Source organism: Mesorhizobium oxytropidicola (assembly GCF_056174625.1).
Window position 1 is genome coordinate 4063022 of sequence record NZ_CM149692.1, and the last position, 22543, is coordinate 4085564.

At 63.1% G+C, this 22543-nt stretch carries 23 protein-coding genes and 2 pseudogenes; 16 read left to right on the forward strand and 9 right to left on the reverse strand.

Features of this window, described 5'->3' with window-relative positions:
- The first annotated feature begins 3 nt into the window (after positions 1-3).
- From AC0V8S_RS20270 to recJ, 6 genes and pseudogenes are all read left to right on the forward strand, one after another.
- Positions 4-1317 carry a homoserine dehydrogenase gene (locus AC0V8S_RS20270; protein ID WP_183460126.1) on the forward strand — a complete coding sequence of 438 codons (1314 nt, stop codon included), beginning with the start codon at positions 4-6 and terminating at the stop codon, positions 1315-1317.
- A gap of 123 nt (positions 1318-1440) precedes the next feature.
- On the forward strand, positions 1441-1800 hold the full coding sequence (locus tag AC0V8S_RS20275) for a hypothetical protein (RefSeq protein ID WP_475432947.1): 360 nt from the start codon (positions 1441-1443) through the stop codon (positions 1798-1800).
- Positions 1801-1864: 64 nt separating this feature from the next.
- Positions 1865-2032, forward strand: coding sequence for a Thivi_2564 family membrane protein (locus tag AC0V8S_RS20280; RefSeq protein WP_095199965.1), 168 nt, complete (start codon positions 1865-1867; stop codon positions 2030-2032).
- 204 nt (positions 2033-2236) lie between these two features.
- A complete protein-coding gene (gene glpX, locus AC0V8S_RS20285) occupies positions 2237-3220 on the forward strand; it encodes a class II fructose-bisphosphatase (protein ID WP_183460124.1) in 984 nt (327 codons plus the stop codon).
- Positions 3221-3293: 73 nt separating this feature from the next.
- Positions 3294-3517: pseudogene (locus AC0V8S_RS20290) on the forward strand (DUF6434 domain-containing protein).
- 191 nt (positions 3518-3708) lie between these two features.
- Positions 3709-5490, forward strand: coding sequence for a single-stranded-DNA-specific exonuclease RecJ (recJ, locus tag AC0V8S_RS20295; RefSeq protein ID WP_475432948.1), 1782 nt, complete (start codon positions 3709-3711; stop codon positions 5488-5490).
- A gap of 40 nt (positions 5491-5530) precedes the next feature.
- Here recJ and AC0V8S_RS20300 read toward each other — a convergent pair whose 3' ends face one another.
- The 3 genes from AC0V8S_RS20300 to folE all read right to left on the reverse strand — a co-directional run bounded on the left by AC0V8S_RS20300 (position 5531) and on the right by folE (position 7723).
- Entirely contained in the window at positions 5531-6502 is a 972-nt protein-coding gene (locus tag AC0V8S_RS20300; RefSeq protein WP_183465311.1) for a patatin family protein, read from the reverse strand.
- An 84-nt stretch (positions 6503-6586) separates the two neighbouring features.
- Entirely contained in the window at positions 6587-7048 is a 462-nt protein-coding gene (hisI, locus tag AC0V8S_RS20305; protein WP_475432949.1) for a phosphoribosyl-AMP cyclohydrolase, read from the reverse strand.
- A gap of 42 nt (positions 7049-7090) precedes the next feature.
- Positions 7091-7723, reverse strand: a complete 633-nt coding sequence (gene folE / locus AC0V8S_RS20310) for a GTP cyclohydrolase I FolE (RefSeq protein ID WP_183460118.1) — start codon at positions 7721-7723, stop codon at positions 7091-7093.
- Positions 7724-7963: 240 nt separating this feature from the next.
- Between folE and AC0V8S_RS20315 the strand changes: the two genes are divergently transcribed.
- The gene (locus AC0V8S_RS20315; RefSeq protein ID WP_095199970.1) at positions 7964-8410 is read left to right on the forward strand and encodes an iron-sulfur cluster assembly scaffold protein; all 447 of its coding nucleotides are present in this window, start codon (positions 7964-7966) and stop codon (positions 8408-8410) included.
- Here AC0V8S_RS20315 and AC0V8S_RS20320 read toward each other — a convergent pair.
- Positions 8407-9315, reverse strand: coding sequence for a LysR substrate-binding domain-containing protein (locus AC0V8S_RS20320; RefSeq protein ID WP_475432950.1), 909 nt, complete (start codon positions 9313-9315; stop codon positions 8407-8409). The genes AC0V8S_RS20315 and AC0V8S_RS20320 overlap by 4 nt on opposite strands.
- A 91-nt stretch (positions 9316-9406) precedes the next feature.
- Here AC0V8S_RS20320 and AC0V8S_RS20325 point away from each other — a divergent pair, with 91 nt between their 5' ends.
- From AC0V8S_RS20325 to blaOXA, 3 genes are all read left to right on the forward strand, one after another.
- Complete coding sequence (locus AC0V8S_RS20325; protein ID WP_475432951.1) at positions 9407-9580, forward strand: hypothetical protein; 174 nt, start codon at positions 9407-9409, stop codon at positions 9578-9580.
- 70 nt (positions 9581-9650) lie between these two features.
- Positions 9651-10025 carry a membrane protein insertion efficiency factor YidD gene (gene yidD / locus AC0V8S_RS20330; RefSeq protein ID WP_475432952.1) on the forward strand — a complete coding sequence of 125 codons (375 nt, stop codon included), beginning with the start codon at positions 9651-9653 and terminating at the stop codon, positions 10023-10025.
- Between the two features lie 147 nt (positions 10026-10172).
- Entirely contained in the window at positions 10173-11000 is an 828-nt protein-coding gene (gene blaOXA, locus AC0V8S_RS20335; RefSeq protein ID WP_475432953.1) for a class D beta-lactamase, read from the forward strand.
- A gap of 5 nt (positions 11001-11005) precedes the next feature.
- On the opposite strand, the gene AC0V8S_RS20340 is transcribed toward blaOXA, so the two are convergent.
- Positions 11006-11761 carry an SAM-dependent methyltransferase gene (locus AC0V8S_RS20340; protein ID WP_475432954.1) on the reverse strand — a complete coding sequence of 252 codons (756 nt, stop codon included), beginning with the start codon at positions 11759-11761 and terminating at the stop codon, positions 11006-11008.
- A 283-nt stretch (positions 11762-12044) separates the two neighbouring features.
- On the opposite strand from AC0V8S_RS20340, the pseudogene thrS reads away from it, so the two are divergent.
- Together thrS and AC0V8S_RS20350 are read left to right on the forward strand one after the other, a co-directional pair.
- Positions 12045-14019, forward strand: a pseudogene (gene thrS / locus AC0V8S_RS20345) (threonine--tRNA ligase).
- An 82-nt stretch (positions 14020-14101) separates the two neighbouring features.
- Positions 14102-15040 carry a lysophospholipid acyltransferase family protein gene (locus AC0V8S_RS20350; RefSeq protein ID WP_475432955.1) on the forward strand — a complete coding sequence of 313 codons (939 nt, stop codon included), beginning with the start codon at positions 14102-14104 and terminating at the stop codon, positions 15038-15040.
- Positions 15041-15063: 23 nt separating this feature from the next.
- Here AC0V8S_RS20350 and AC0V8S_RS20355 read toward each other — a convergent pair whose 3' ends face one another.
- Complete coding sequence (locus AC0V8S_RS20355; RefSeq protein WP_183460106.1) at positions 15064-16026, reverse strand: hypothetical protein; 963 nt, start codon at positions 16024-16026, stop codon at positions 15064-15066.
- A gap of 155 nt (positions 16027-16181) precedes the next feature.
- Here AC0V8S_RS20355 and AC0V8S_RS20360 point away from each other — a divergent pair, with 155 nt between their 5' ends.
- A complete protein-coding gene (locus tag AC0V8S_RS20360; protein ID WP_475432956.1) occupies positions 16182-16766 on the forward strand; it encodes a nitroreductase family protein in 585 nt (194 codons plus the stop codon).
- Positions 16767-17375, forward strand: a complete 609-nt coding sequence (locus AC0V8S_RS20365) for a flavin reductase family protein (protein WP_475432957.1) — start codon at positions 16767-16769, stop codon at positions 17373-17375.
- Positions 17376-17394: 19 nt separating this feature from the next.
- Here the strand turns inward: AC0V8S_RS20365 and AC0V8S_RS20370 are convergent, their stop codons facing one another.
- Entirely contained in the window at positions 17395-18111 is a 717-nt protein-coding gene (locus AC0V8S_RS20370; protein WP_475432958.1) for a TetR/AcrR family transcriptional regulator, read from the reverse strand.
- A 138-nt stretch (positions 18112-18249) separates the two neighbouring features.
- Here AC0V8S_RS20370 and AC0V8S_RS20375 point away from each other — a divergent pair, with 138 nt between their 5' ends.
- Together AC0V8S_RS20375 and AC0V8S_RS20380 are read left to right on the forward strand one after the other, a co-directional pair.
- The gene (locus AC0V8S_RS20375; protein WP_475432959.1) at positions 18250-18924 is read left to right on the forward strand and encodes a methyltransferase family protein; all 675 of its coding nucleotides are present in this window, start codon (positions 18250-18252) and stop codon (positions 18922-18924) included.
- Between the two features lie 168 nt (positions 18925-19092).
- The gene (locus AC0V8S_RS20380; protein WP_475432960.1) at positions 19093-20994 is read left to right on the forward strand and encodes a CASTOR/POLLUX-related putative ion channel; all 1902 of its coding nucleotides are present in this window, start codon (positions 19093-19095) and stop codon (positions 20992-20994) included.
- Between the two features lie 97 nt (positions 20995-21091).
- Here AC0V8S_RS20380 and AC0V8S_RS20385 read toward each other — a convergent pair whose 3' ends face one another.
- Positions 21092-21973, reverse strand: coding sequence for an HpcH/HpaI aldolase/citrate lyase family protein (locus AC0V8S_RS20385; protein ID WP_475432961.1), 882 nt, complete (start codon positions 21971-21973; stop codon positions 21092-21094).
- Positions 21973-22425, reverse strand: a complete 453-nt coding sequence (locus AC0V8S_RS20390) for a MaoC family dehydratase (RefSeq protein ID WP_183460092.1) — start codon at positions 22423-22425, stop codon at positions 21973-21975. The genes AC0V8S_RS20385 and AC0V8S_RS20390 overlap by 1 nt, the downstream gene beginning before the upstream one ends.
- Between the last annotated feature and the right edge of the window lie 118 nt (positions 22426-22543).

Here is a 22543-nt window from a genome sequence, read left to right on the forward strand (position 1 = left end):
TCCATGGCTGAAGCTCTGCGTGTTGGAATTGCCGGACTTGGCACGGTCGGTGCATCGGTGGCGCGTGTGCTGCGCGACAAGGCAGCGGAACTGACCCGGCAATGCGGGCGCGACATTGTCGTGTCGGCGGTTTCGGCGCGCGATCCGAAGCGCGACCGTGGCGTCGATGTCAGTTCGGCGAAATGGTTCGACGATCCGGTCAAGATGGCGCAGACCGCCGATATCGACGTTTTCATCGAGCTGATTGGCGGCGATGAAGGGCCGGCGCGCCTGTCGGTGAAGGCGGCGCTCGAAGCCGGCCGCCATGTCGTCACCGCCAACAAGGCGCTGCTCGCCAAGCATGGCGTGGCGCTGGCCGAGATCGCCGAGAAGAAGGGCGTGCTGCTCAACTACGAGGCGGCGGTGGCGGGTGGCATTCCCGTCATCAAGACGATGCGCGAGGCGATGGCCGGCAACTCGGTCACCCGCGTCTTCGGCATCCTCAACGGCACCTGCAACTACATTCTGACCCGCATGGAGGCCGAGGGCATCTCGTTCGATGCCTGCCTGAAGGACGCGCAACGGTTGGGTTACGCCGAGGCCGATCCGACCTTCGATATCGAGGGCCATGACACCGCGCACAAGCTGTCGATCCTGACCAGCCTTGCCTTCGGCACCAAAATCGCCGCCAACGACATCTATATGGAAGGCATTTCCAACATCACCCAGGCCGACATCCGCGCGGCCGGCGATCTCGGCTACCGGATCAAGCTGCTCGGCGTCGCCCAGCGCACCGAAAGCGGCATCGAGCAGCGCGTGCACCCGACCATGGTGCCGACGGCCTCCGTCATCGCGCAGGTGCACGGCGTCACCAATGCGGTGGCGATCGAGACCGACATCCTCGGCGAACTGTTGCTCTCCGGTCCCGGCGCCGGCGGCAACGCCACCGCCTCGGCCGTCATCGGCGACGTCGCCGACATCGCCAAGAGCCGGCCCGGTTTCCAGCACGGCCCGGTCTTCGGCCGGCCGGCGAAGGAGCTCAGGCCCTACAAGAAAGCGCAGATGCGCAGCCATGCCGGAGGCTATTTCATTCGGCTGACCGTGCATGATCGCATCGGCGTCTTTGCCGCGATCGCCAAGCGCATGGCCGACAACGATATTTCGCTGGAATCGATCGTCCAGCACGCGGTCAATGGCGAGGCCGAGGCGCAGAAGACAGTGATCCTGGTGACGCACGAGACCACCGAGGCTGCCGTGCGCAAGGCCGTCGACGGCATCACCAAGGACGGCCATCTGACCGACAAGCCGCAGGTCATCCGCATCGAGCGGGCGGGGTAGCTCCGTCTCCGGGGAGAATCCCCGCCGGCCAGCGGTCGATCCGATTGGCGATCAGCCGCGAATAGACCGGAACGAAATCGTTGCAGCACCGTTCTCTTGGTCAGCAACCAAGGGAGCCGCTTCATGGCCGATACCAACAAATCCGACACGCCAGGCATCGACGATATCCAGAAAACCCTGGAAAAGCAGATCGCCGAGTTGCGCAAGGAAATCACCAAGATCAACAAGAGCATTTCGGCGCGGGGCGCGGAAATGCTCGATGACGCCAGCGAGCAGGCTTCGGATTTTTACGAAACGGCCGCGGCGCGCGCATCGCGCACGGCACAGCAGCTGCGCAGCCAGGCCCAGGCGGTCTCGGAAGTCGCGCGAGAAAATCCGGGCACGACAACCGCCGTGGTCGGCGTGATCGGCCTGCTCGGCTTTCTGGCCGGAATCGCCGTCGGCCAGTCGTTGAACAACGACACATCGCGCCGCTGGTACTGAAAGCGTCGGTCTTGAGTCGGCATTGCCGGCTCCCGTTTTAGGAAATCATTTCTAGGAGGGCATCGTGGCTTCATCCATGTTGATCGGCATTCTGATCACATTTCTCGTCATCATTCTCGTTCTCTATCTGGTGCAGCGCCTGCCGCTCGACGCCAGGATGCGACAGATCGTGCAGGTTATCGTCATCATCATCGGCATCATTTCGCTGCTCAAATACCTTGCGGTTTTCTAGATCGCGAGACCAACAGTTTGGGCGTCTTCAAGGCGGCCCGGTCGTTTGCGACCGGGCCGCAATCTTGTTGGGAATACGGTTCAATCGATTGATATTGCTGGCCTTTCGATAAAACTTGCGGCAGGTCTTGCCGTTGTCATGCTCGTTTGACAAAACAGGCGCGCCTCCGGCGGGAGGCGCTACGCGAACGAGGATTTCCCGAAAATGAATGTGGCCCAGAACATTGTCGCCGGCCTGGACCGGATACTCACCATGGAACTGGTGCGCGTCACCGAACGGGCCGCTGTCGCGGCCGCCAGGCTGCGCGGCCGCGGTGATGAGAAGGCTGCCGACCAGGTCGCGGTCGACGCCATGCGCCAGGAGCTCAACTGCCTGGCCATCAAGGGCACGGTGGTGATCGGCGAGGGCGAGCGCGACGAGGCGCCGATGCTCTATATTGGCGAGGAGGTCGGCACCGGCAAAGGTCCGGCGGTCGACATAGCGCTCGATCCGCTCGAAGGCACGACGATCTGCGCGAAGAACCTGCCCAACGCGCTTGCCGTCATCGCCATCGCCGAGAAGGGCAGCCTGCTGTTCGCGCCCGACGTCTACATGGACAAGATCGCCATTGGGCCGGGCTATGCCGAAGGCGTCATCAATATCGATGCCTCGCCGGCCGAGAACATCGCGAGCCTGGCCCGGGCCAAGGGCGTCGCGGTGTCCGATATCACCACTTGCATCCTCGACCGGCCGCGCCACGCCAAGCTGATCGATGCCGTGCGCGCCACGGGCGCGGCGATCCGGCTGATCGGTGACGGCGACGTCGCCGGCGTCATCCACACCACCGACCCGGAAGAAACCGGCATCGATATCTATCTCGGCACCGGCGGCGCGCCGGAAGGCGTGCTGGCTGCGGCTGCGCTGCGCTGCACCGGCGGCCAGATGCAGGGCCGGCTGATCCTCGACACACCCGAGAAGATGGCCCGCGCGGCGAAGATGGGGATTTCCGATCCGAAGCGGATCTATCACGCGGAAGACATGGCGCGCGGCGACGTGCTGTTCGCTGCCACCGGCGTCACCGACGGCAACATGCTGGCCGGCGTCAAGTTCGGCCGCACCTACATCACCACGCACACGATCGTGCTGCGCTCCTCGTCACGCACCGTGCGCGAGATCAAGGCCCGGCACCAGGATCTGGATAAGTTCTAGAGCAGCTTGCGAAGCCGCACCGCAGTTGCTAGCCCATGGCTGCATCTGAACCCTGGCCGCGCAAGGATTGACGATGAATGCGTTCGACTGGCACGCGGATCCGATTTCGCGTGCCACGCCCATCACGAAATCCTATCGCAACACCCAGAATGTGCGCCGCTTTTCACCCGCGAATGCGGCGATACGTTCAGGTTCGACCGGCCTTTCATGGCCTGGCTCAAGGACGGTCTGGAAAAGACGATGGGGGATGCAGCCGACGAATGGATCCGGCGCCAGGCTGAAAAGCGGAAAGCGTAGTTTTTCTTGAATTTTCCTGCGACGCCACCCGCCGCGAACCGTTTGGCTTTGCCCGCCTTTGGCCCTGAGGCGGACCGCGTTCTCGCGAGGCGCTTCAGCCTGTTGCTTGTGCGTGTCGTTATCCCAAAACCGCTGCACACATTTTGGGCGATATGCACTATCCTGCTGCCAACCATAGATTGGCAGAGCGCATGATGGGCGACAGGCGCCTCTTCCTCGATGTCAGGCAGTCGGCGACCGGTCTCTCCTGGGAGCACCGGCTGACCGAACGCCAGGACATGGTCGCGCTTGCCATCGCGCAAGGCCATGGCGTGCCCGACATCGTCGCGCGCGTGCTGGCCGGACGCGGCGTTACCGCCGATGAGACCGAGCGGTTCCTCGATCCGACGATCCGCGACCTGTTGCCCAATCCGGCCTCGCTGACCGACATGGACAAGGCCGCCACCCGCATCGCCGCGGCAGTGATGGCGAGGGAAAAGGTGGCGATCTTCGGTGACTACGATGTCGATGGCGCCGCCTCGTCGGCCTTGCTGAAGCGGTTCCTGGCGCATTTCTCCATACCGTCGGAAATCTATATTCCGGACCGTATCTTCGAGGGTTACGGCCCCAATCCAGATGCCATGCGCGAACTGGTCTCGCGCGGCGCAACGCTGATCGTCACCGTCGATTGCGGCACCAACAGTGCCGTGTCGGTCGATGCGGCCAATGAAGCCGGCGCCGATGTCGTGGTGCTCGACCACCATCAGGTCGGCGGCGCCTTGCCGGCGGCGATCGCCGTCGTCAATCCGAACCGCGACGACGATCTTTCCGGGCAGGGCCATCTGTGTGCCGCCAGTGTTGTCTTCCTCACCTTGGTGCAGACCGCAAAAGTCCTGCGTGGCCTGAGCGATGCCGCGCCGCCCGACCTGCTTTCGCTGCTCGATCTCGTGGCTCTCGCTACCGTTTGCGATGTGGTGCCGCTCACCGGCGTCAATCGCGCTTTCGTCGTCAAAGGGCTGCAAATGGCGCGCCAACAGAAGAACGAAGGCCTGGCCGCGTTGGCGCGGGTTTCCCGTATTGGCGAACCGATTAGCACCTTTCATCTCGCCTATCTGATCGGTCCACGTATCAACGCCGGCGGGCGCATCGGCGATGCCGCTCTCGGCAGCCGGCTGCTTGCGACGGACGATCCGGTCGAGGCCCGGACCATCGCCGAGACGCTCGACCGGCTGAACCAGGAGCGGCAGCTGATGGAACAGGAGATGCTGGCCGCGGCGCGTGCCGAGGCCGATGCCGAGCTCGCCGGCGGCAACGGCCCGGCAATCGTCGTCACCGCCAGCAACAATTGGCATCCCGGCATTGTCGGCCTGCTCGCCTCGAGGCTGAAGGATCATGCGCGCCGGCCGGCTTTCGCCATCGCTTTCAACGCCATTGGCATCGGCACCGGCTCGGGCCGTTCGGTGTCGGGCTTCGACCTCGGGCGGCTGGTGCGCGAAGCCGCCGATGCCGGGCTGATCGTCAAGGGCGGCGGCCATGGCATGGCGGCCGGCATCACGGTGGAACGCGCCAGGCTGGGTGAGCTCAGGGCGTTCTTCGAGGAGCGAGCGGCTGCCGACGTGTTTCGGTTACAGGACGAGGAGAGCCTGGCGATCGACGGCGCGCTTGCCGCCGAAGGCGCGACGCTCAGCCTGCTCGATGCGCTGGAAAAGGCCGGTCCCTTCGGCGCCGGCCACGTTGCGCCGGTTTTCGTGCTGCCGCGCCACCGGCTGGCCGACGCCCGGCCGGTCGGCACCAACCACATCCGCTGCGAATTGCAGTCGGACAGCGGCGGCCGCATCCAGGCGATCGCCTTTCGTGCCGTCGATACGGTGCTTGGCGAATTCCTGTTCAAGAACCGCGGCAAGACCGTGCATGTCGCCGGCTCGCTGTCGGGCAATCATTGGAACGGCAACCGCACCGTGCAATTCCGCATTGTCGACGCGGCAAGGGCGTAGCTGCGTCTGAATCTATAAAGCTTGGTTGGCCGATGCGTAACTAGGCGAGAACAGTCTGCAGCCGGGTCAGTTCGCCGATCTGCGCCATCGTCGCCTGGTAGCCGAGCTGGATCGCCTCATCGGCGCGATGGAACTCGGTCAAGCCGATATGGCTGAGTTTCGGCTGCAGCGACATGTCGGGCGGATCGCCGGCAAGCCTGGCGCGCGAGATGCGGTCCTGGATGATGTTGAAGGCCTCGACCATGACGCCGGTGATGCCGAGGCGGCTCTGATGCGACTGGTGCTCGGCGTCGACACGGCCGGCGCGCGGCGCGTCTTTTTCGATAACCAGTTCGCCGGCGCTGTGCTTTATCACGGCAGCGCGGCCGAACAGATCATAGTGGAGGTTGACCGCCACCACGAGCGGCTGCTCGTAGGCGCGGCAGACCGATACCGGCACCGGATTGACCAGCGCGCCGTCGACCAGCATGCGGCCGTTGCAGTTCACCGGCTCGAACACGCCAGGCAATGCGTAGGACGCGCGCATGGCCGTGATCAGCGAGCCGCTCGACAGCCAGATCTCGTGGCCAGTACGGATTTCCGATGCGACGCTGACAAAGGGTTTTGGCAGGTCCTCGAAACGGATGCCGTTCACATGTTCGCGCAGACGGGCGTCGAGCTTCATGCCGCCGAACAGGCCGCTGCCGCGCAGATTGAGATCGAGCAGGCCGAAAATGCGCCGCTTGGTCAGGCTGCGGGCGAACTCTTCCAGCTCGTCCAGTTTGCCGGCGAGATAACAGCCGCCGACCAGTGCGCCGATCGAGGTGCCGGCGATCATCGAAACTTCAATGCCGGCTTCATCGAGCGCGCGCAGCACGCCGATATGAGCCCAGCCCCTGGCGCAACCACCGCCCAGAGCGAGCGAAATGCCTGTTTTCTTGGGAGATTTCGTATCGGAAGCGCCGCCGTGAGAGGTCAGGCCGTTGGCCTCCCTGACATCTGGTCTGTTCCGCAATGACGCCCACTCGAGCATCATGATCTCCCTTGTCCCAAGGCTAATATACGGACGGGCCGTATCGAAATGATGAATCTGTGTGGTTGGTGTGAAGTAGAAGGTTCAAGCTGACGGCTTTCGATACGTGTTTTCCGCATCGAACAGCGGCTTGCTGCCGTCGTCAAGAAGCGTCCCCTTGCCGTCGACCAGGCCCACCGTCCGATAAAAGCATGAACGCCGGCCGGTGTGACAGGTTGCGTCGTGGCCCAATACTTTGACGCGCAGCCACAATGCGTCCTGGTCGCAGTCGGTGCGCATCTCGACGACGTGCTGGAAATTGCCCGAGGTTTCGCCCTTCTTCCAAAGCGCGTTGCGCGAGCGTGACCAGTAGTGGGCGATGCCTGTTTCCAGCGTCAGCGCCAATGCCTGCGCATTCATATGCGCGACCATCAGCAGCATGCCGTCTTCGGCGTCGGTGACGACGACCGTGACAAGGCCGGCCGCATCGAAGCGCGGTGAAAACACCGCGCCTTCCTCCAGGGCCTTCTTGTCTGACGTAGCTTTGGGAAATTCCAGTGCCGACATCGCCGGTCTATTTTCCTGTTGACCGTGACGCCGGTGAGGGGCTTACGCCCCGCCGCGCACCATGGTGACGAAACGAACCTGCTCCTCGGGCGTATCCTTGAAGACGCCGGTGAAGGTGGAGGTGAGCGTGGTGGAACCCTGCTTGCGGATGCCGCGCATGGCCATGCACATATGCTCGGCCTCGATCATGACGGCGACGCCGCGAGGGTTGAGCACATCCTGGATGACGCTGGCGATCTGCGCGGTCAGCGCTTCCTGCGTCTGCAGGCGATGGGCAAAGATATCGACCACGCGCGCGATCTTGGACAGGCCGACGACCTTGCCATCCGGCAGGTAGCCGACATGCGCCTTGCCGATGATCGGCACCATGTGGTGCTCGCAATGCGAATGGAACTGAATATCCCTAACGATGACGAGATCGTCGTAGCCGGCGACCTCCTCGAAGGTGCGGCCGAGTTCCTCGGCCGGGCACATGTCGTAGCCGCCGAACATTTCGCGGTAAGCCTTGGCCACGCGCTTGGGCGTATCGATCAGCCCCTCGCGGTCCGGATTGTCGCCGGTCCAGCGCAGCAACGTGCGCACGGCGGCCTCGACTTCGGCTTCGCTCGGCCGGTCGGTGACCGGCTTTTCCATGTAGGCGGACTGGGGCATGAATTTCTTGATGACGGCATCCATAAAAGGCGTCTCCCGTAGTTCCTCTCCAAGGAGGAACGAGTTGAACGGACCACGACCTTTCGGTGTCGGAAACTCGCCCCGTTTCCAGCCCCGTAAGCGGCGTGAACTTCCCGGCCAGGACAGCGGCGCTCATCGCCTTGTCGTTACCGGACTGCCAGCATTATATAAGGTCGTAGCGAGCGAAAGGAAGACGCAACAGCGGCAATCGCTGTTCGCTTGGCGGCGACGGATTGGAAAATAATGATCAACGACGTCTATAACGCGAAAATTCTCGGCTTTGCCGGAAACATCGCCCGCATCGGCCGGCTCGATCATCCTGACGCGACCGCCAAGGCGCATTCCAAGCTTTGCGGCTCGACCGTTACCGTCGATCTCAAGATGGCGGACGGAGTGGTCACGGACTTCGCCCATGACGTGAAGGCATGCGCGCTCGGCCAGGCGTCGTCCTCGATCATGGCGCAGCACGTCGTCGGTGCGAGTGCCGAGGAATTGCGCACGGTGCGCGACACCATGTTGAAGATGCTGAAGGAAAATGGCGCACCGCCCGAGGGGCGCTTCGCCGACCTGAAGTATCTGGAGCCGGTGCGCGACTACAAGGCACGCCATGCCTCGACCATGCTGACCTTCGACGCGGTGGTCGACGCGATCGGCCAGATCGAAAAGAAGCGCGCCGAAGAAGCGGCTTAGACTTGGGCGGCCGGTGGTCCGGCGCGAAGCTCTTCGACAAGCCAGTCCACAAAAATCTCGGCCTGTCGGCTAAGACGCTGGAAGTCAGGGGCGACAAGCCAATACGCGCCATAGGGGACTTCCATTTCGAATGGCCGGACCAAGAGACCGGCTCGAAGATCAGCACCGTTCAGGATGCGGTCGCCCAAAGCGACGCCGTGCCCGAGTTTCGCGGCCTGCATGGCAAGCGCGGCGTCCGTGTAAAGCGGTCCTCTCTGGAGGGCGAGCTCCGGAAGGCCCATTGCCTGAAACCAGCTCGCCCAGCCATCGCGATTGTAGTCGTGGAGCAAGGTGTAATGCCGCAGGTCGGCCGGTGATGTCAGGGGCGCGCCCGACGCGAGCAACCCCGATGACAGGACCGGCGTCACCAGCACGTCGACCAAATGCCGCGCTTCCGTGCGTGGCCAGGACCGGGCATGCGCTCCGTATCGAATCGCGATCTCTGCTTCGTGTCCACGAAACTCTATGAGCCGGGAGTCCGCGTCGACTGAAATGTCGATCTCGGGATGGCGTTGCTGGAACGAATTGAGCCGCTGTATCAGAAATTCGCCCGCAAAGGACGGCTCGACGCTGACCCGCAACGGACTCTGAGCCGGCTTGCTGACGATTTCCGACAGCCGACGGTCGATGTCGTCAAAGCTGGTGGTCAACTGATCGAGGAGATTTTGCCCTGTTTCCGTCAGTTCGACTCGGCGGTGAAGCCGCTCGAACAGCGGCTTGCCGGTCAGCGTTTCCAATTCCCTTATCTGCCGGCTGATCGCCGCCTGCGAGACGAAAAGCTCCTCGGCGGCCTTGCTGAAACTCAGGTGCCGGCCGGCCGCCTCGAAACTCCTCAATGCCGTCAACGGCAGGCGTCCGCGCTTCATTTCGCATAATCCAGGGTTATCCGAAGTGGAAATTATACTCGTTTGAAGGCCAAGGCCAGCGGCGGTCTAATCGCGTCAAAGGAGACCGATCATGATCCAGTTGCTAAACATCTTCGGTGATGTCATGCGGATCGCAACGTTCCAATGGCGCGACGACAGGCACCATGCAAAGCGCAGCGAGGAGCCGGCCGGCACCGGCCGCTGGGCGCCTCCTGTCGACAGGCAGCCGTTTCGCCGCTCCCGCCCATGGCAACACGGCGGATAAGGGCGGAGGGATTGCGTTCTCCCGACGAAGCTCACATCTATCGCGGGAAGAACGCGATACGGAGACCGCGGTGCACGACCCGCATGGGCATGCCCACACTGCCAGGCCGCCGGGGCGCGGCCGCAACTGGCCCGGCCCGTGGCGCAGGACGCCTGGCCGTCTGCTCGGCACCTCGCTTGTGCGCCTCTACCAGCTGACGCTGTCCGGCTTTGTCGGCAATTCCTGCAGGCATTTGCCGACCTGTTCGGAATATGCGCATGAGGCGATCGCCCGCCATGGCCTGTGGGCCGGCGGCTGGATGGGATTTTTCCGGGTTCTGCGCTGCGGGCCCTTCGGCACGCATGGCATCGATTTGGTGCCGGAAGTGCTGGCGGACCGTTATGTCTGGTTCATGCCGTGGCGGTACTGGCGGATCGGCCGCAAGCACGCCGAAACGAAGGCATGATTGCACCGGCCACGCCTCGGGCGGCAGTTCGCGTTTACGATCCGGTAGGGTTAACGCAAGCCTGCACAAAGACTGCGCATTTGAGACAAAATCGAGACAAGAGACCTCGCTAAGCCCGCTCGCGAACACCTTCTGGAGCGAGCATCAATGCGTAACATCGACCGTCTTCCCTTTATCCTGGCTGGAGTCCTGTTCCTGCTCGCCTGGCTGCTGGGGTTCCCGATGCGCGCGCAATCGGCGCCGCTTGGGGATGTGCAGTGCACGCTGATCGCCGATGCGGCGAGCGGCAAGGTGCTTTACCAGGACGGCACTTGCGACCAACGGTTCAGCCCGGCCTCGACGTTCAAGGTGCCGCTTTCGCTGATCGGCTATGACGCCGGCATCCTGAGCGACGAGCACACGCCGAGCTGGGACTACAAACCCGAATTCAACGCCGTGAAGCGGGACCAGAAGACCGTCGATCCGGTGATCTGGGAACGGGATTCGATTATCTGGTTCTCGCGGGAGATCACGCGCCGGCTCGGGGCAGAGAACTTTGCCGGCTATGTCTCGAAACTCGACTACGGCAACAACGACGTTTCCGGCAATCCCGGCAAGAATGATGGCCTGACCCATTCCTGGGTGAATTCCTCGCTCAAGATCACGCCGGTCGAGCAGGTCGATTTCCTGCGCAAGCTGCTTGCCCGCAAGCTGCCGGTCTCGGCCAAGGCCTACGACATGACGTCAGCGATCATCCCGACATTCCAGGCTGGTGGCTGGACGGTGCAGGGCAAGACCGGCAGCACCAGGCTGGCCAACGATGCCGACAAGATCAAGGACAAGCGTTCGCTCGGCTGGTTCGTTGGCTGGGCGAAAAAGGACGGCCAGCAGATCGTCTTTGCGCGCCTGGTTGTCGATGCCACCCGCACCGACATGCCAAAAGGCCTCAAGACGCGGGCGGCGTTCCTGAAAGACCTGCCGCTGCTGGTGAAGTAACCCGGTCAGGCGGTTCGGCGGGCACGGATGATGTGGCCGCCGGAATTGCTCGTCATTCCCCTCGGTGCTCCGGAAAAGCGGGCGGCGATATCGCCGCTCTCGATATCTTCGATCTCGTCGAAGCCGAGCTTGCCCAAGGATTTCGCCAGCTCGGTCGGAGCGAAGAAGCTGATCCATGGCTCCCCGACAGAAGCGACACGCGCCGCATGGAAGGCCAGCGCCCCCTGTCCCGCCGCATCGCGGTTCTCAGCCGGTTCGCTATAGTCGAACACGACCTCCGAGCCGGGGACACCGGCTATCCAGGACAGCGTGTTGAAGATCGCTTCTTTCGTCAGGTAGGGCACGACACCCAACCACATGAAGAAGCTGGGCTCGGTCGACCGCAAACCGGCCGCAGCCAGTTCCGCGGACAAGCTTTGCCGCTCGAAATCGACTGGCACGAATGTCGTGGCGGGTGGCTCGGCGAGCCCACTATCGACAATACATTTGCGTTTCCAGGCTTGCGTGGCCGGGTGGTCGACTTCGAACACGCTGAGATCCGGATACGGATTGCGCAGCGAAAACGTATCGAGGCCGGCGCCAAGCACGACGAGCTGCCGGATGCCGCGACGCACCGCCGCCGCCAGCCAGTCCTCGGCGAACCGGGCGCGCGCGGTGACGAACAGGCGCATGCGCCGGCGGCGCTCGTCCTCTTGTTCAAGCTCCTGTGCCGTGGGCGCAGCTTCACCCAGAATCGCGATCGCGTAGGGATCGCGAAACAACCCTGCCTGCGGCGAAAATTGGTGCAGAGCCCTCATACGGGCGACGCCAAGGGCGGTTCGGCTGGGTGTTGCGTTTTCCATGTGGACAATTCCAGACGATTGCGGGGATGTTTGCAAGCCTGGGCGACAGGCCTGCGACATCCCTGCAGACATTTCCTGACGGCCAGGCCAATCAGCGCTCTTTACCTGACGCGGCACTGCCTCTAAAACCCGCCCGCTTGCCGGACGCATCCGGCCCCCACGACCACCCGCGCTCGTTTGCGGGACTGGATAGGAGAACCATATGCTGAATTCCGTTTCCCTGACATTTCCCGATGGCTCCGTCCGCGACTACGACGCGGCGATGACTGGTGCCGGCCTTGCCGAATCGATCTCGAAGTCGCTGGCCAAGAAGGCCGTCGCCTACGCCGTCGACGGCACCGTGCGCGACCTTTCCGACCCGCTCGGCAAGTCCGGCAAGGTCGAGATCATCACCCGTGACGATGCGCGCGCGCTAGAGCTTATCCGCCACGACACCGCGCACGTGCTGGCGGAAGCCGTGCAGGAATTATGGCCGGGAACGCAGGTGACCATCGGGCCGGTGATCGAGAACGGATTCTATTACGACTTCGCCCGCAATGAGCCGTTCACCCAGACGACTTTCCGGTGATCGAGAAGAAGATGCGCGAGATCATCGCGCGCAACAAGCCGTTCACCAAGGAGGTCTGGTCGCGCGACCGGGCGAAAAAGGTGTTCGCCGACAAGGGCGAGCGCTACAAGCTCGATCTGATCGACGCCATTCCCGAGGATCAGGATCTCAAGATCTATGCGCAGGGCGACTGGTTCGACCTCTGTCGTGGCCCGCACATGGCCTCGACCGGCCAGATCGGCAACGCCTTCAAGCTGATGAAGGTGGCCGGCGCCTATTGGCGTGGCGATTCGAACAACCCGATGCTGACGCGCATTTACGGCACGGCCTGGGCCGACCAGGCGCAGCTCGAAGCCTACCAGACCATGCTTGAGGAGGCCAGAAGCGCGACCATCGCAAGCTCGGCCGCGAGATGGACCTGTTCCATTTCCAGGAAGAGGGGCCGGGTGTCGTGTTCTGGCACGCCAAGGGCTGGAAGATGTTCCAGAACCTGGTCAACTACATGCGCCGCCGTCTCGACGAGCAGGGCTACCAGGAGGTCAACGCACCGCAGGTGCTCGACAAGAGCCTGTGGGAAACGTCAGGCCACTGGGGCTGGTATCGCGACGCCATGTTCAAGGTGACGGTCGCCGGCGACGACACCGATGACGACCGCGTCTTCGCGCTGAAGCCGATGAACTGCCCGGGCCATGTGCAGATTTTCAAGCATGGGTTGAAGTCATATCGCGATCTGCCCGTAAAACTTGCAGAATTCGGCAACGTGCATCGCTACGAACCGTCGGGTGCGCTGCACGGGCTGATGCGCGTGCGCGGCTTCACGCAGGATGATGCGCATATCTTCTGTACCGAGGAGCAGCTGGCATCGGAATGCCTGCGCATCAACGATTTGATCCTGTCGACCTATGCCGATTTCGGTTTCGACGAAATCAGCGTCAAATTGTCGACGCGGCCGGACAAGCGGGTCGGCACCGACGAGGCGTGGGATCATGCCGAGGCGATCATGGGCAGCGTGCTGGAGACGATCAGGACGCGGTCCGGCAACCGGATCAAGACCTCGATCAATCCGGGCGAGGGCGCCTTCTACGGGCCGAAGTTCGAATATGTGCTGAAGGACGCCATTGGCCGTGAATGGCAGTGCGGCACGACGCAGGTCGATTTCAACCTGCCGGAACGGTTTGGGGCCTTCTACATCGGCTCGGATTCGGAGAAGAAGCAGCCGGTCATGGTGCACCGCGCCATCTGCGGTTCGATGGAGCGTTTCCTCGGCATCCTGATCGAGAACTATTCCGGCCATTTCCCGCTGTGGTTTGCGCCGCTGCAGGTGGTGGTGGCGACGATCACCTCCGAGGCGGACGGCTATGCGACCGAGGTGGTGGCAAAGCTGAAGGCTGCCGGGCTTCTGGCGGAAGCCGATCTGCGCAACGAGAAGATCAACTACAAGGTCCGTGAGCACTCGCTGGCCAAGGTGCCGGTCATCCTCGTCTGCGGCAAGCGCGAGGCGGAGGAACAGACGGTCAACATGCGCCGGCTTGGCTCGCGCGACCAGGAATCGCTTGGGCTTGTCGAGGCGATCGAACGGCTGACCGAAGAAGCGGTGACGCCGGACCGCAGGCGCAAACGCGCTGCCTGATCCGCATGGTCCCAGGAATGGCGGTGGAGCGATCCACCGCCATTTTCATATCCCTGTCACGCCGATCTTGTAACGAATCGCTATGCTCAAGCTGAAATTGCGCGAAAAACCATTTCCCGAACTTTCCTACGCCAATCCGCACCAACCGGTGCTAACGCGCTGGGTCATCCATTCCATTGAAGGCCTGTCGGGGCGCGACCGTTATGCCGCGCTCTATGATTTCTGGCGCCGTCAGGTGGTGCCATCGGGCGAGCGCGTGTTCAGCCGCATGCTCGACCTGATCGACGTGCGGATACGGACCGCCGACCAGTGGCCGCCCGCGCCATTGCCGGACACACCGCTGGTGATCGTGGCCAACCATCCGTTCGGCATTGGCGACGGCATCGCCGTGCTCTCATTGGTGGAGCAACTGGGGCGGCCATTCCGGGTGATGATCCACAAGGATCTGCTCAAGATCCGCGAGATGGAGCCCTATTCGCTGCCGATCGATTTTTCCGAGACCAAGGAAGCGCTGAAGAACAACATGGCCGTGCGCCACGAGGCGGTGCGGCTGCTGAAGGAGGGCGTCACCATCGTGGTGTTTCCCGCCGGTGGTGTCGCCACCGCGCCGAAAGGCTTTGGCCGGGCGCGCGACCTGCCCTGGAAGATGTTTCCGGCACGCCTGGTTCAGGATGCCAAGGCGTCCGTCATTCCGATGCATTTTTCCGGACAGAACGGCAGGCTGTTCCATCTGGTCAGCGGGCCGATGAACATGGCTGAACGCGACGGCCGCGTCGCGAAATTCGTCGGCAAGGCCTCGCTGACACTGCGCCTTTCGATGCTCATCCACGAATTCGCGCGGCTGTCCGGCAAGGCGATCGATGTACGCGTCGGCGAGGTGCTGAGCTGGAGCGAACTGGAGCCGCTGCGTGACCGCAAGCTGTTGCTGGAGCGGCTTTACCGCGGCGTGTTCGACCTCGCGCCGCAGCTGCCGCGCCGCCGGATTCCCTTCCTGCCGGCACGCACCAAGCTGGCAGCCTGAGATCGGGAGCATACGGCTGAAGGCTAATCCGCGCCTTCTTCCGGATCCATCGCCGCGGCTTCGGTGGCGAGAACCTCGATTTCCTGGTTCTGTCCGGCCACCACCGTGAAATCCTTCTGGTAGATGCGGTCGCGGTTCTTGGCGATGATGGTGTAGTCGCCCTCGGCAAGCACCATCGAGGCGAAGGCGCCGACAGTCTCCTTGATCGGATCGCCGGATTCGTTGAGCAGCGACCAGGACGTGTCGGCGATGGCTTCGCCGCCGGTCTCGCGCACCAGCTTCATCGTGATCTCGGCGGCGTGATGCTCGACGGTGGCTTCGGTCAGTTTGCCGGCCTCGACGCGAATGTCGGAGCGGATGACCGCATTGACCGCGCCATAGGTCGAGACGACGTGGTAGATGCCCGCATTGAGCCGCACGACGCTGTTTGGCTCGACATCGGGAATGATCAGCGCGCGGTCGCCATTGGCCTCGGCGGTGCCCTCATAGATCGAAAAGCGCAGTTTCTTCGGCGGAATGCGCACGCCGCCGGACAAGACCGCGTCGAGTTTCAGGCCGCCGGCATCGAGCACCAGGCTTTCCCGCTTGGCTTCCTTGCCGACAGTGATGCGCTTGGTGGCGCCGGCGCGGCCATAGGAGGCATGGACCAGATAGCTGCCGGGCTCGAGCTGAAAGACGGCGCTGCCGCCATGGGCGGAGGCGACCATCGGCAATTTGCCGTTGACGGCTTCAGGCTTGAAGACACGCCAGACGAGACCACGGGTGATGTCGGTGCCCTTGTCGGTCAGCTGGGCCGACAAGGTGATGGAGCCACCGCCGCCAAGCGCCAGCGGGGTTTCGCTCTTCGGCGTCGCATAGCTCGAAATTCCGGGAAGTTTCAGGTCGCTGACGCCGTCCTTTTGCTGCGCAGCAGCCATGGAGACCGGCAGCAGGAACAGCGCGGCGCAGAGCCAGACCAGGAAAAGACGCAGTCGCCCCTCAAACATGCCTTGCGTTGAAGCCCATGGCGGTGGCAATTTCAAGGCTTAAGAGTCCAATCGATGACTCTTCAGCCCGGCGCTTGCGCGCCTTTGCCCGAGCCGCCCGAATTCCCGATGGTGCGCTTCAGCTCAAAACAGAGTGTTTCAGGAGACTTGCGCCCATGGCGTCGCCGATCATCGACTTCCTGCTGAGCCGAAATTCAGCGCCGATTCCGGACCTCAAGGAGCCGGCGCCCAGCGACGCCGACATCGCAACGATGATCGCCGCCGCCACGCGTGTGCCCGACCATGGGCGGCTCGAGCCGTGGCGCTTCATCGTCTATCGCGGCGATGCCCGCATCGAGATCGGCAGGAAGCTGGCGGCGTTTGCCGAACAGCGGGAAGGGCCGCTGCCCGAGGGTCGCCGCAACCAGGAACTGGCGCGCTTTTCGCGCGCGCCGCTGGTGATCGGCGTGGTGTCGGTGCCGAAGGAGAATCCCAAGATCCCGCAATGGGAAATGTTCCTGTCCGGCGGCATGGCGGCGATGAATCTGATGATTGCTGCCAACGCGCTGGGCTATGGCACCAACATGATCAGCAACTGGTATTCCGACGTGCCGGAGGGCAGGGCGATCCTCGGACTGGCGCCGCAGGAGCGCGTCGTCGGTTTCATCCATATCGGCTCTTATGCCGGCCCGGCGCCGGAGCGGCCGCGGCCTGATCCTGCAAAACTCTATGCCGATTACTCAGGACCCTGGGTGGGCTGAATGTTCTACGAGCCGTCCAAAGGGCACGGGCTGCCGCATGATCCGTCGAAGGCGATCGTGGCGCCGCGCCCGATCGGCTGGATATCGACGCTGAACAAGGCCGGCGAGATCAATCTCGCGCCATACTCGTTCTTCAATGCGGTTTCGACGCGACCGTTCATCGTCTGGTTTTCCTCTGAGGGCGAGAAAGACAGCGCCTCCTTCGCCCAGGAGACCGGCGAGTTCGTCGCCAATCTGGTCGGCCGCGATCTTGCGGAGAAGATGAATTACACGTCGGTCAACGCGCCGCGTGGCGTCAACGAGTTCGTTTACGCCGACCTCGCCATGGCGCCTTCACGTCTCGTCAGGCCGCCGCGCGTGGCGGCAGCGCCGGCCGCACTGGAATGCCGGGTGACCGAAGTGTTTCGCCCAAAGGCGCTAGACGGAACCCCGACGAGCGCCGTCATCGTCGCCGGTGAGGTGGTCGGCGTGCACATCGACGACGCCTTTCTGAAAGACGGCCTGTTCGACATCACCAAGGCCGGCAATGTCGCCCGTCTCGGCTACATGGACTATGCCAGCGTCGACGAGGTCTTTTCGATGCGCCGGCCACGCTGGGGTAAGGAGTAGGGGCTGCGAACTCGACCGATCACCGTGCCTTGTCGGTGCTCGTTTTCCGCCGCGCCGTCATGACGGCTCTGATATAACCGGGCTCTCCGATCCGAATGCTGCCGTCGGGAAGGCCGAGGATGCGGTCGAGAGCGATCTCGTAGAGCCTGACGCGTTTCTCCAGGACTTCGATCGCGATCTCCATATCGGCGTCGCTGCCGCCGGCGATCGCCTTGGCGACGACGTCATGCGTGGCCAAGCCGAACTGCATGACGATGTCGGCGACGCCCTCGGGATCGAAGGTCCTGAAAGTGCCGTCTTCGACACCTTGCCGGATGATCTTGACCAACAGGGGTGAAAACGACGCGCTGGCCGCCAGGTTGATGCGGTGGAACAGCACCAAATTCTCTGGCTGAAACATCGTCTCGAAAAGAGCCCAGGCCTCCGCCGCGGTCTCGATCTTGGCCTGCCGCGACTGGCTGAGCAGGCCATTCAGGCGGCCAAGCGGGTCGAGGCCGGGATCGTCGACTATGCCCTGAACCCCAGCCAGTGCCTGTCTGGCGAAGCGGTCGGCCAGTGCTTCGAGAAGAGCCTCCTTGGAAGGGAAGTAGTGATAGAAGGCGCCCTTCGAGATGCCGGCGGAAGCAATGACGTCGTTGAGGCTCGCTCTGTCATAGCCCTGCGTCAGGAACAGTGCCTGGGCATGGTCCAAAATGTCCTCTCGCCTGAGTTCCGGATGCTTGATGACACGGGGCATGACGAACCTTCTGCACGCGATGGCCATTCCCGTCCAGCACGGGATAGGCCGCTTGAACTATAGACCACTGGTCGGTATGATAGACCACTGGTCTACTTCAGCCAATGCCGGCGAGGGGCATACCGTGGAAGGTCGATCATGATCGCGAAATTGGTGCTTCAGACATTCATCTGGTTCGGCGTCATGGGCGCCTTGCTCTTCCTGTCGGCCGGCACGCTTGCCTGGCCGGGTGCCTGGATCTACCTGGTGGTGATGGTCGGGCTCAGTCTCACAATGGGTGTGGCGCTGGCGCGGCGCGATCCAGGCCTGATGAATGAGCGGCTGAGCCCTCCTATCCAGAAGAACCAGGCCGCGGCCGACAAGGTCCTGCTCTCCATACTGCTCATAGGCATCTTTGGCTGGCAGATCTTCATGGGATTCGACTTCCGTTTCGGCTGGTCGGCGGTTCCCGTCTGGGCGCAGGTGGTTGGCGCGCTGGTCCTGCTGGTCGGCATCTGGATCTGCTACCTGACCATGCTGGAGAACAGTTTCGCGGCGCCGGTGGTGAAGATCCAGGACGAACGCGGACAGCGCGTGATCAGCACCGGGCCTTACAGCTATGTCCGCCACCCGATGTATGCCGGCGCCATCCTCTTCTTCGCCGGTACGGCACTCCTGCTTGGCTCGTGGTGGGGGCTGGCATCGGTGCTCGTGTTCATCATTCTCCTGGCCATCCGCACCTTCATCGAGGAAAAGACCCTTCGCACCGGACTGCGCGGCTATGATGACTACGCAGCCAGGGTGCGCTACCGCCTGATCCCGATGGTCTGGTAGCAACCGTTACCAGCCGCGTGCGGCAGGTTTGCCACCACGGAAGGAATCCTTAGCCGTGACCACGCGAAAGCGATTCCCCTTCCTCCAAACACAGGTTAAGAGAGCGGCTTCGGCGTTGCGCTGGGGTTGGCGCATCGGCCTTGGGGATAGTGCGGGGGCACCGGCGGCATGAAGAAACGAGACTCGCTGGGAACCCGGCTGCGCTACGGCTTCGACAAGAGCATGGCCGCCGGCCCGATCGCGCTGATCGGCTGGCTTGCCGTCGTTTCCCTGCTGATCATCATCGCCGCCGCGGCTTTCCTTGCGGTGACCCGTATCGCGCCGGAGGGCGGCGAGCCGCTGGGCTTCTTCGAAGCGTTCTGGGAATCGCTGATGCGCACGCTCGATTCCGGCACGATGGGCGGCGACACCGGCTGGGCCTTCCGCCTCGTCATGCTGGTCGTCACGCTTGCCGGCATCTTCGTCGTGTCGGCCCTCATCGGCGTGCTCAGCGCCGGCGTCGACGGCAAGCTCGATGAATTGCGCAAGGGCCGTTCGCGCGTGCTCGAGGCCGACCACACCATCATCCTCAACTGGTCGCCGTCGATCTTCGACGTGATTTCCGAACTCGTGATTGCCAATGCCAGCCGCCGGCGGCCGCGCATCGTCGTCATGGCCAATATGGACAAAGTCGCGATGGAGGATGAGATCGCAGCCAAGGTTGGCAAACTGGGCAACACGCGCATCATCTGCCGCAGCGGAGATCCGACCGATCTGTATGATCTCGCCATCGTCAATCCGCAGAGTTCGCGGTCGGTCATAGTGCTGTCGCCGGACGGCGACGATCCGGATTCGCAGGTCATCAAGACGGTGCTGGCGCTGGTCAACGACCCGAACCGGCGCAGCGACCCCTACAACATCGCCGCCGAGATTCGCGATGGCAAGAATGCCGAGGTCGCCCGGGTCGTCGGCGGGGCCGAGGTGCAGCTGGTGCTGGCCGATCAGCTGATCTCGCGCATCGTCGTGCATTCGAGCCGTCAGTCGGGCCTCAGCGGTGTCTATTCGGAGCTGCTCGATTTCGACGGCTGCGAAATCTATACGATCGAGCAGCCTGATCTTACCGGCAAGACCTTCGGCGAGGCAGTGATGGCGTATGAGCACTGCGCGCTGATCGGGCTTTGCGACCAAAAGGGGAGCGTCAATCTCAACCCGCCGTCAGAGCTGGTGATCGGTGGGGATATGCGCGCCATTGTCATCGCCGAGGACGATGCCGCGATCAAGCTCGGCAGCACCGGGATCAAGATCGACGCGGCAGCGATTCGTGGCCCCCGGCCCGTCGAGGCGAAGCCGGAGCGCACGCTGATCCTCGGCTGGAACCGGCGCGGGCCGATCATCACCTATGAACTGTCGCGCTACGTCGCGCCCGGTTCGATCCTGACCATCGCCGCCGACACGCCAGGCCTCGAGCAGGAAGTCGCCGGACTGCCGGTCGCCGGCGACAATCTGTCGGTCTCCTGCCGCATCACCGACACGTCGAGCAGCACGGCGCTTTCAAACCTGGACGTGCCGTCCTACGACCACGTACTCGTCCTCGGCTACAGCGAAACCATGGCCGCGCAGCCTGCCGATACGCGCACGCTGGTGACGCTGCTGCATCTGCGCAAGATCGCCGATGATACCGGCCTGCACATCTCCATCGTCAGCGAGATGATCGACGTGCGCAATCGGGAGCTTGCGGCGGTGACCAAGGCCGATGATTTCGTCGTCAGCAACCGGCTGGTCAGCCTGATGTTGGCCCAGGCGTCCGAGAACCAGCACCTGGCTGCGATCTTCGATGATCTGCTCGACGAGCAGGGTTCTGAAATCTACATGCGTCCGGTCGCCGATTATGTCGCCATCGATCAGCCGGTAACCTTCTGGACGATTGCGGAGTCGGCGCGGTTGCGCGGCGAGATCGCCATAGGCTACCGGCGCATCCGCGCCGGAGATGCCGACCAGCGGGCACTGGGCGGCGTCACCGTCAATCCGCTGAAGTCGGAAGCGCTGGCCTATCTGCCGGAGGATCGGATCATCGTCCTGGCGCGGGACTAGAGCGGTTCACCGTTTCATGGAAACGGTGAACCGCTCTAACTCTTTGTTCTGACGCAATTCCGGACGGAAAACCGCTCACACTTTTCCTGGAATTGTTCTAAACGAAGATCCCGGCTGCCTTGGCGCGTGCCAGCAGCCGTTCGGCCAGCCGCAAATGCGGGCGGTCGAACATCTTGCCGTCGATGCCGACGACGCCGGGATTTCCGGCGGCTTCGAACGCCGCGACGATTGCCGCCGACTGTTTTACCGCCTCGGTCGAGGGCGTGAAGGCGGCGTTGATGACGGGCACTTGATCGGGGTGGATCGCCATCTTGCCGGTGAAGCCGTCGCGCTCGGCTTCAGCGCACTCAGTAGCAAAGGCCGCCATGTCGCGAAAATTCGGGAACACGGTGTCGATCGCCGCGACCTCGGCGGCACCGGCCGCAAGGATGGTCGCCAGGCGAGCATGGCGGAAGAGATCGGTGTAGCGGCCTTGCTCGTCACGGGCCGTGCGCGCGCCGATCGCCGCCGACAGGTCTTCCGCGCCCCAGGTGAGACCGGCGAGCCGCGCGCTAACGCCGGCATAGGTCGCGGCGGCGAGCACACCCGCCGGGGTTTCGGTGATGATCGGCAGGATCTTGATCGAGCCGTCGGCCAGGCCGTTCTCGGCCTCGTGCACCCTGAGCTTTGCCGAGAGCTGCTGCACATCTTGGCCGCTGTTGGACTTCGGCAGCATGATGCCGTCCGGCTTCACGGGAACAAGCGCCGCAAGATCGTCATCCGTCAGCCCGGTCGAGAGGTCGTTGACCCTGATATAAATCGCCGCGCTGGTTTGTCCCCTGCGTTCGGCGATAAAGCGTGCCGCGACCGCGCGCGCATTTGCCTTGTTCTGTGGCGCGACGGAATCCTCGAGGTCGACGATCACGACGTCGGCGCCGGCGCCAAAGCCTTTTTCAAGCTTGCGCTCGGAATCCCCGGGGACGAACAGCAGCGAGCGCATCAGGCGGCCTTCTTCAGCATCATCGCTTGCCTGGTGCATTTGGCGACAAGGTCGCCATGCTGGTTGTAGGCGCGGTGCTCGAATTCGACGATGCCGCGATCGGGCTTCGATTTGGACTCGCGCACCGAAATGACTGTGGTCTCGACGCGGATCGTGTCGCCGTGGAACACCGGATGCGGAAAGGTGGTTTCCTTCATGCCGAGGTTGGCGACCGTCGTGCCGACCGTGATGTCGTTGACCGAAATGCCGATCATCAGGCCGAGCGTGAACAGCGAGTTGACCAGCGGTTTGCCCCACTCGCTCCTGGCGGCGAAATCGAAGTCGATATGCAGCGGTTGCGGGTTCAGCGTCATCACCGAAAACAGCATGTTGTCGCTTTCGGTAACAGTCTTGCGCAGCGTGTGCTGGAAGACATGGCCGACGACAAATTCCTCGAGATATAGCCCGGCCATTTTCAGTCTCCTGCGCTGATTGACGGTTGATAGGCGCTGCATCCAGCACTCGCAAGCCAGTTAATGAACATGGTGAACCGTTCGTAAACCATTTCTGCCTACCGTCTTCAGCGGGGCC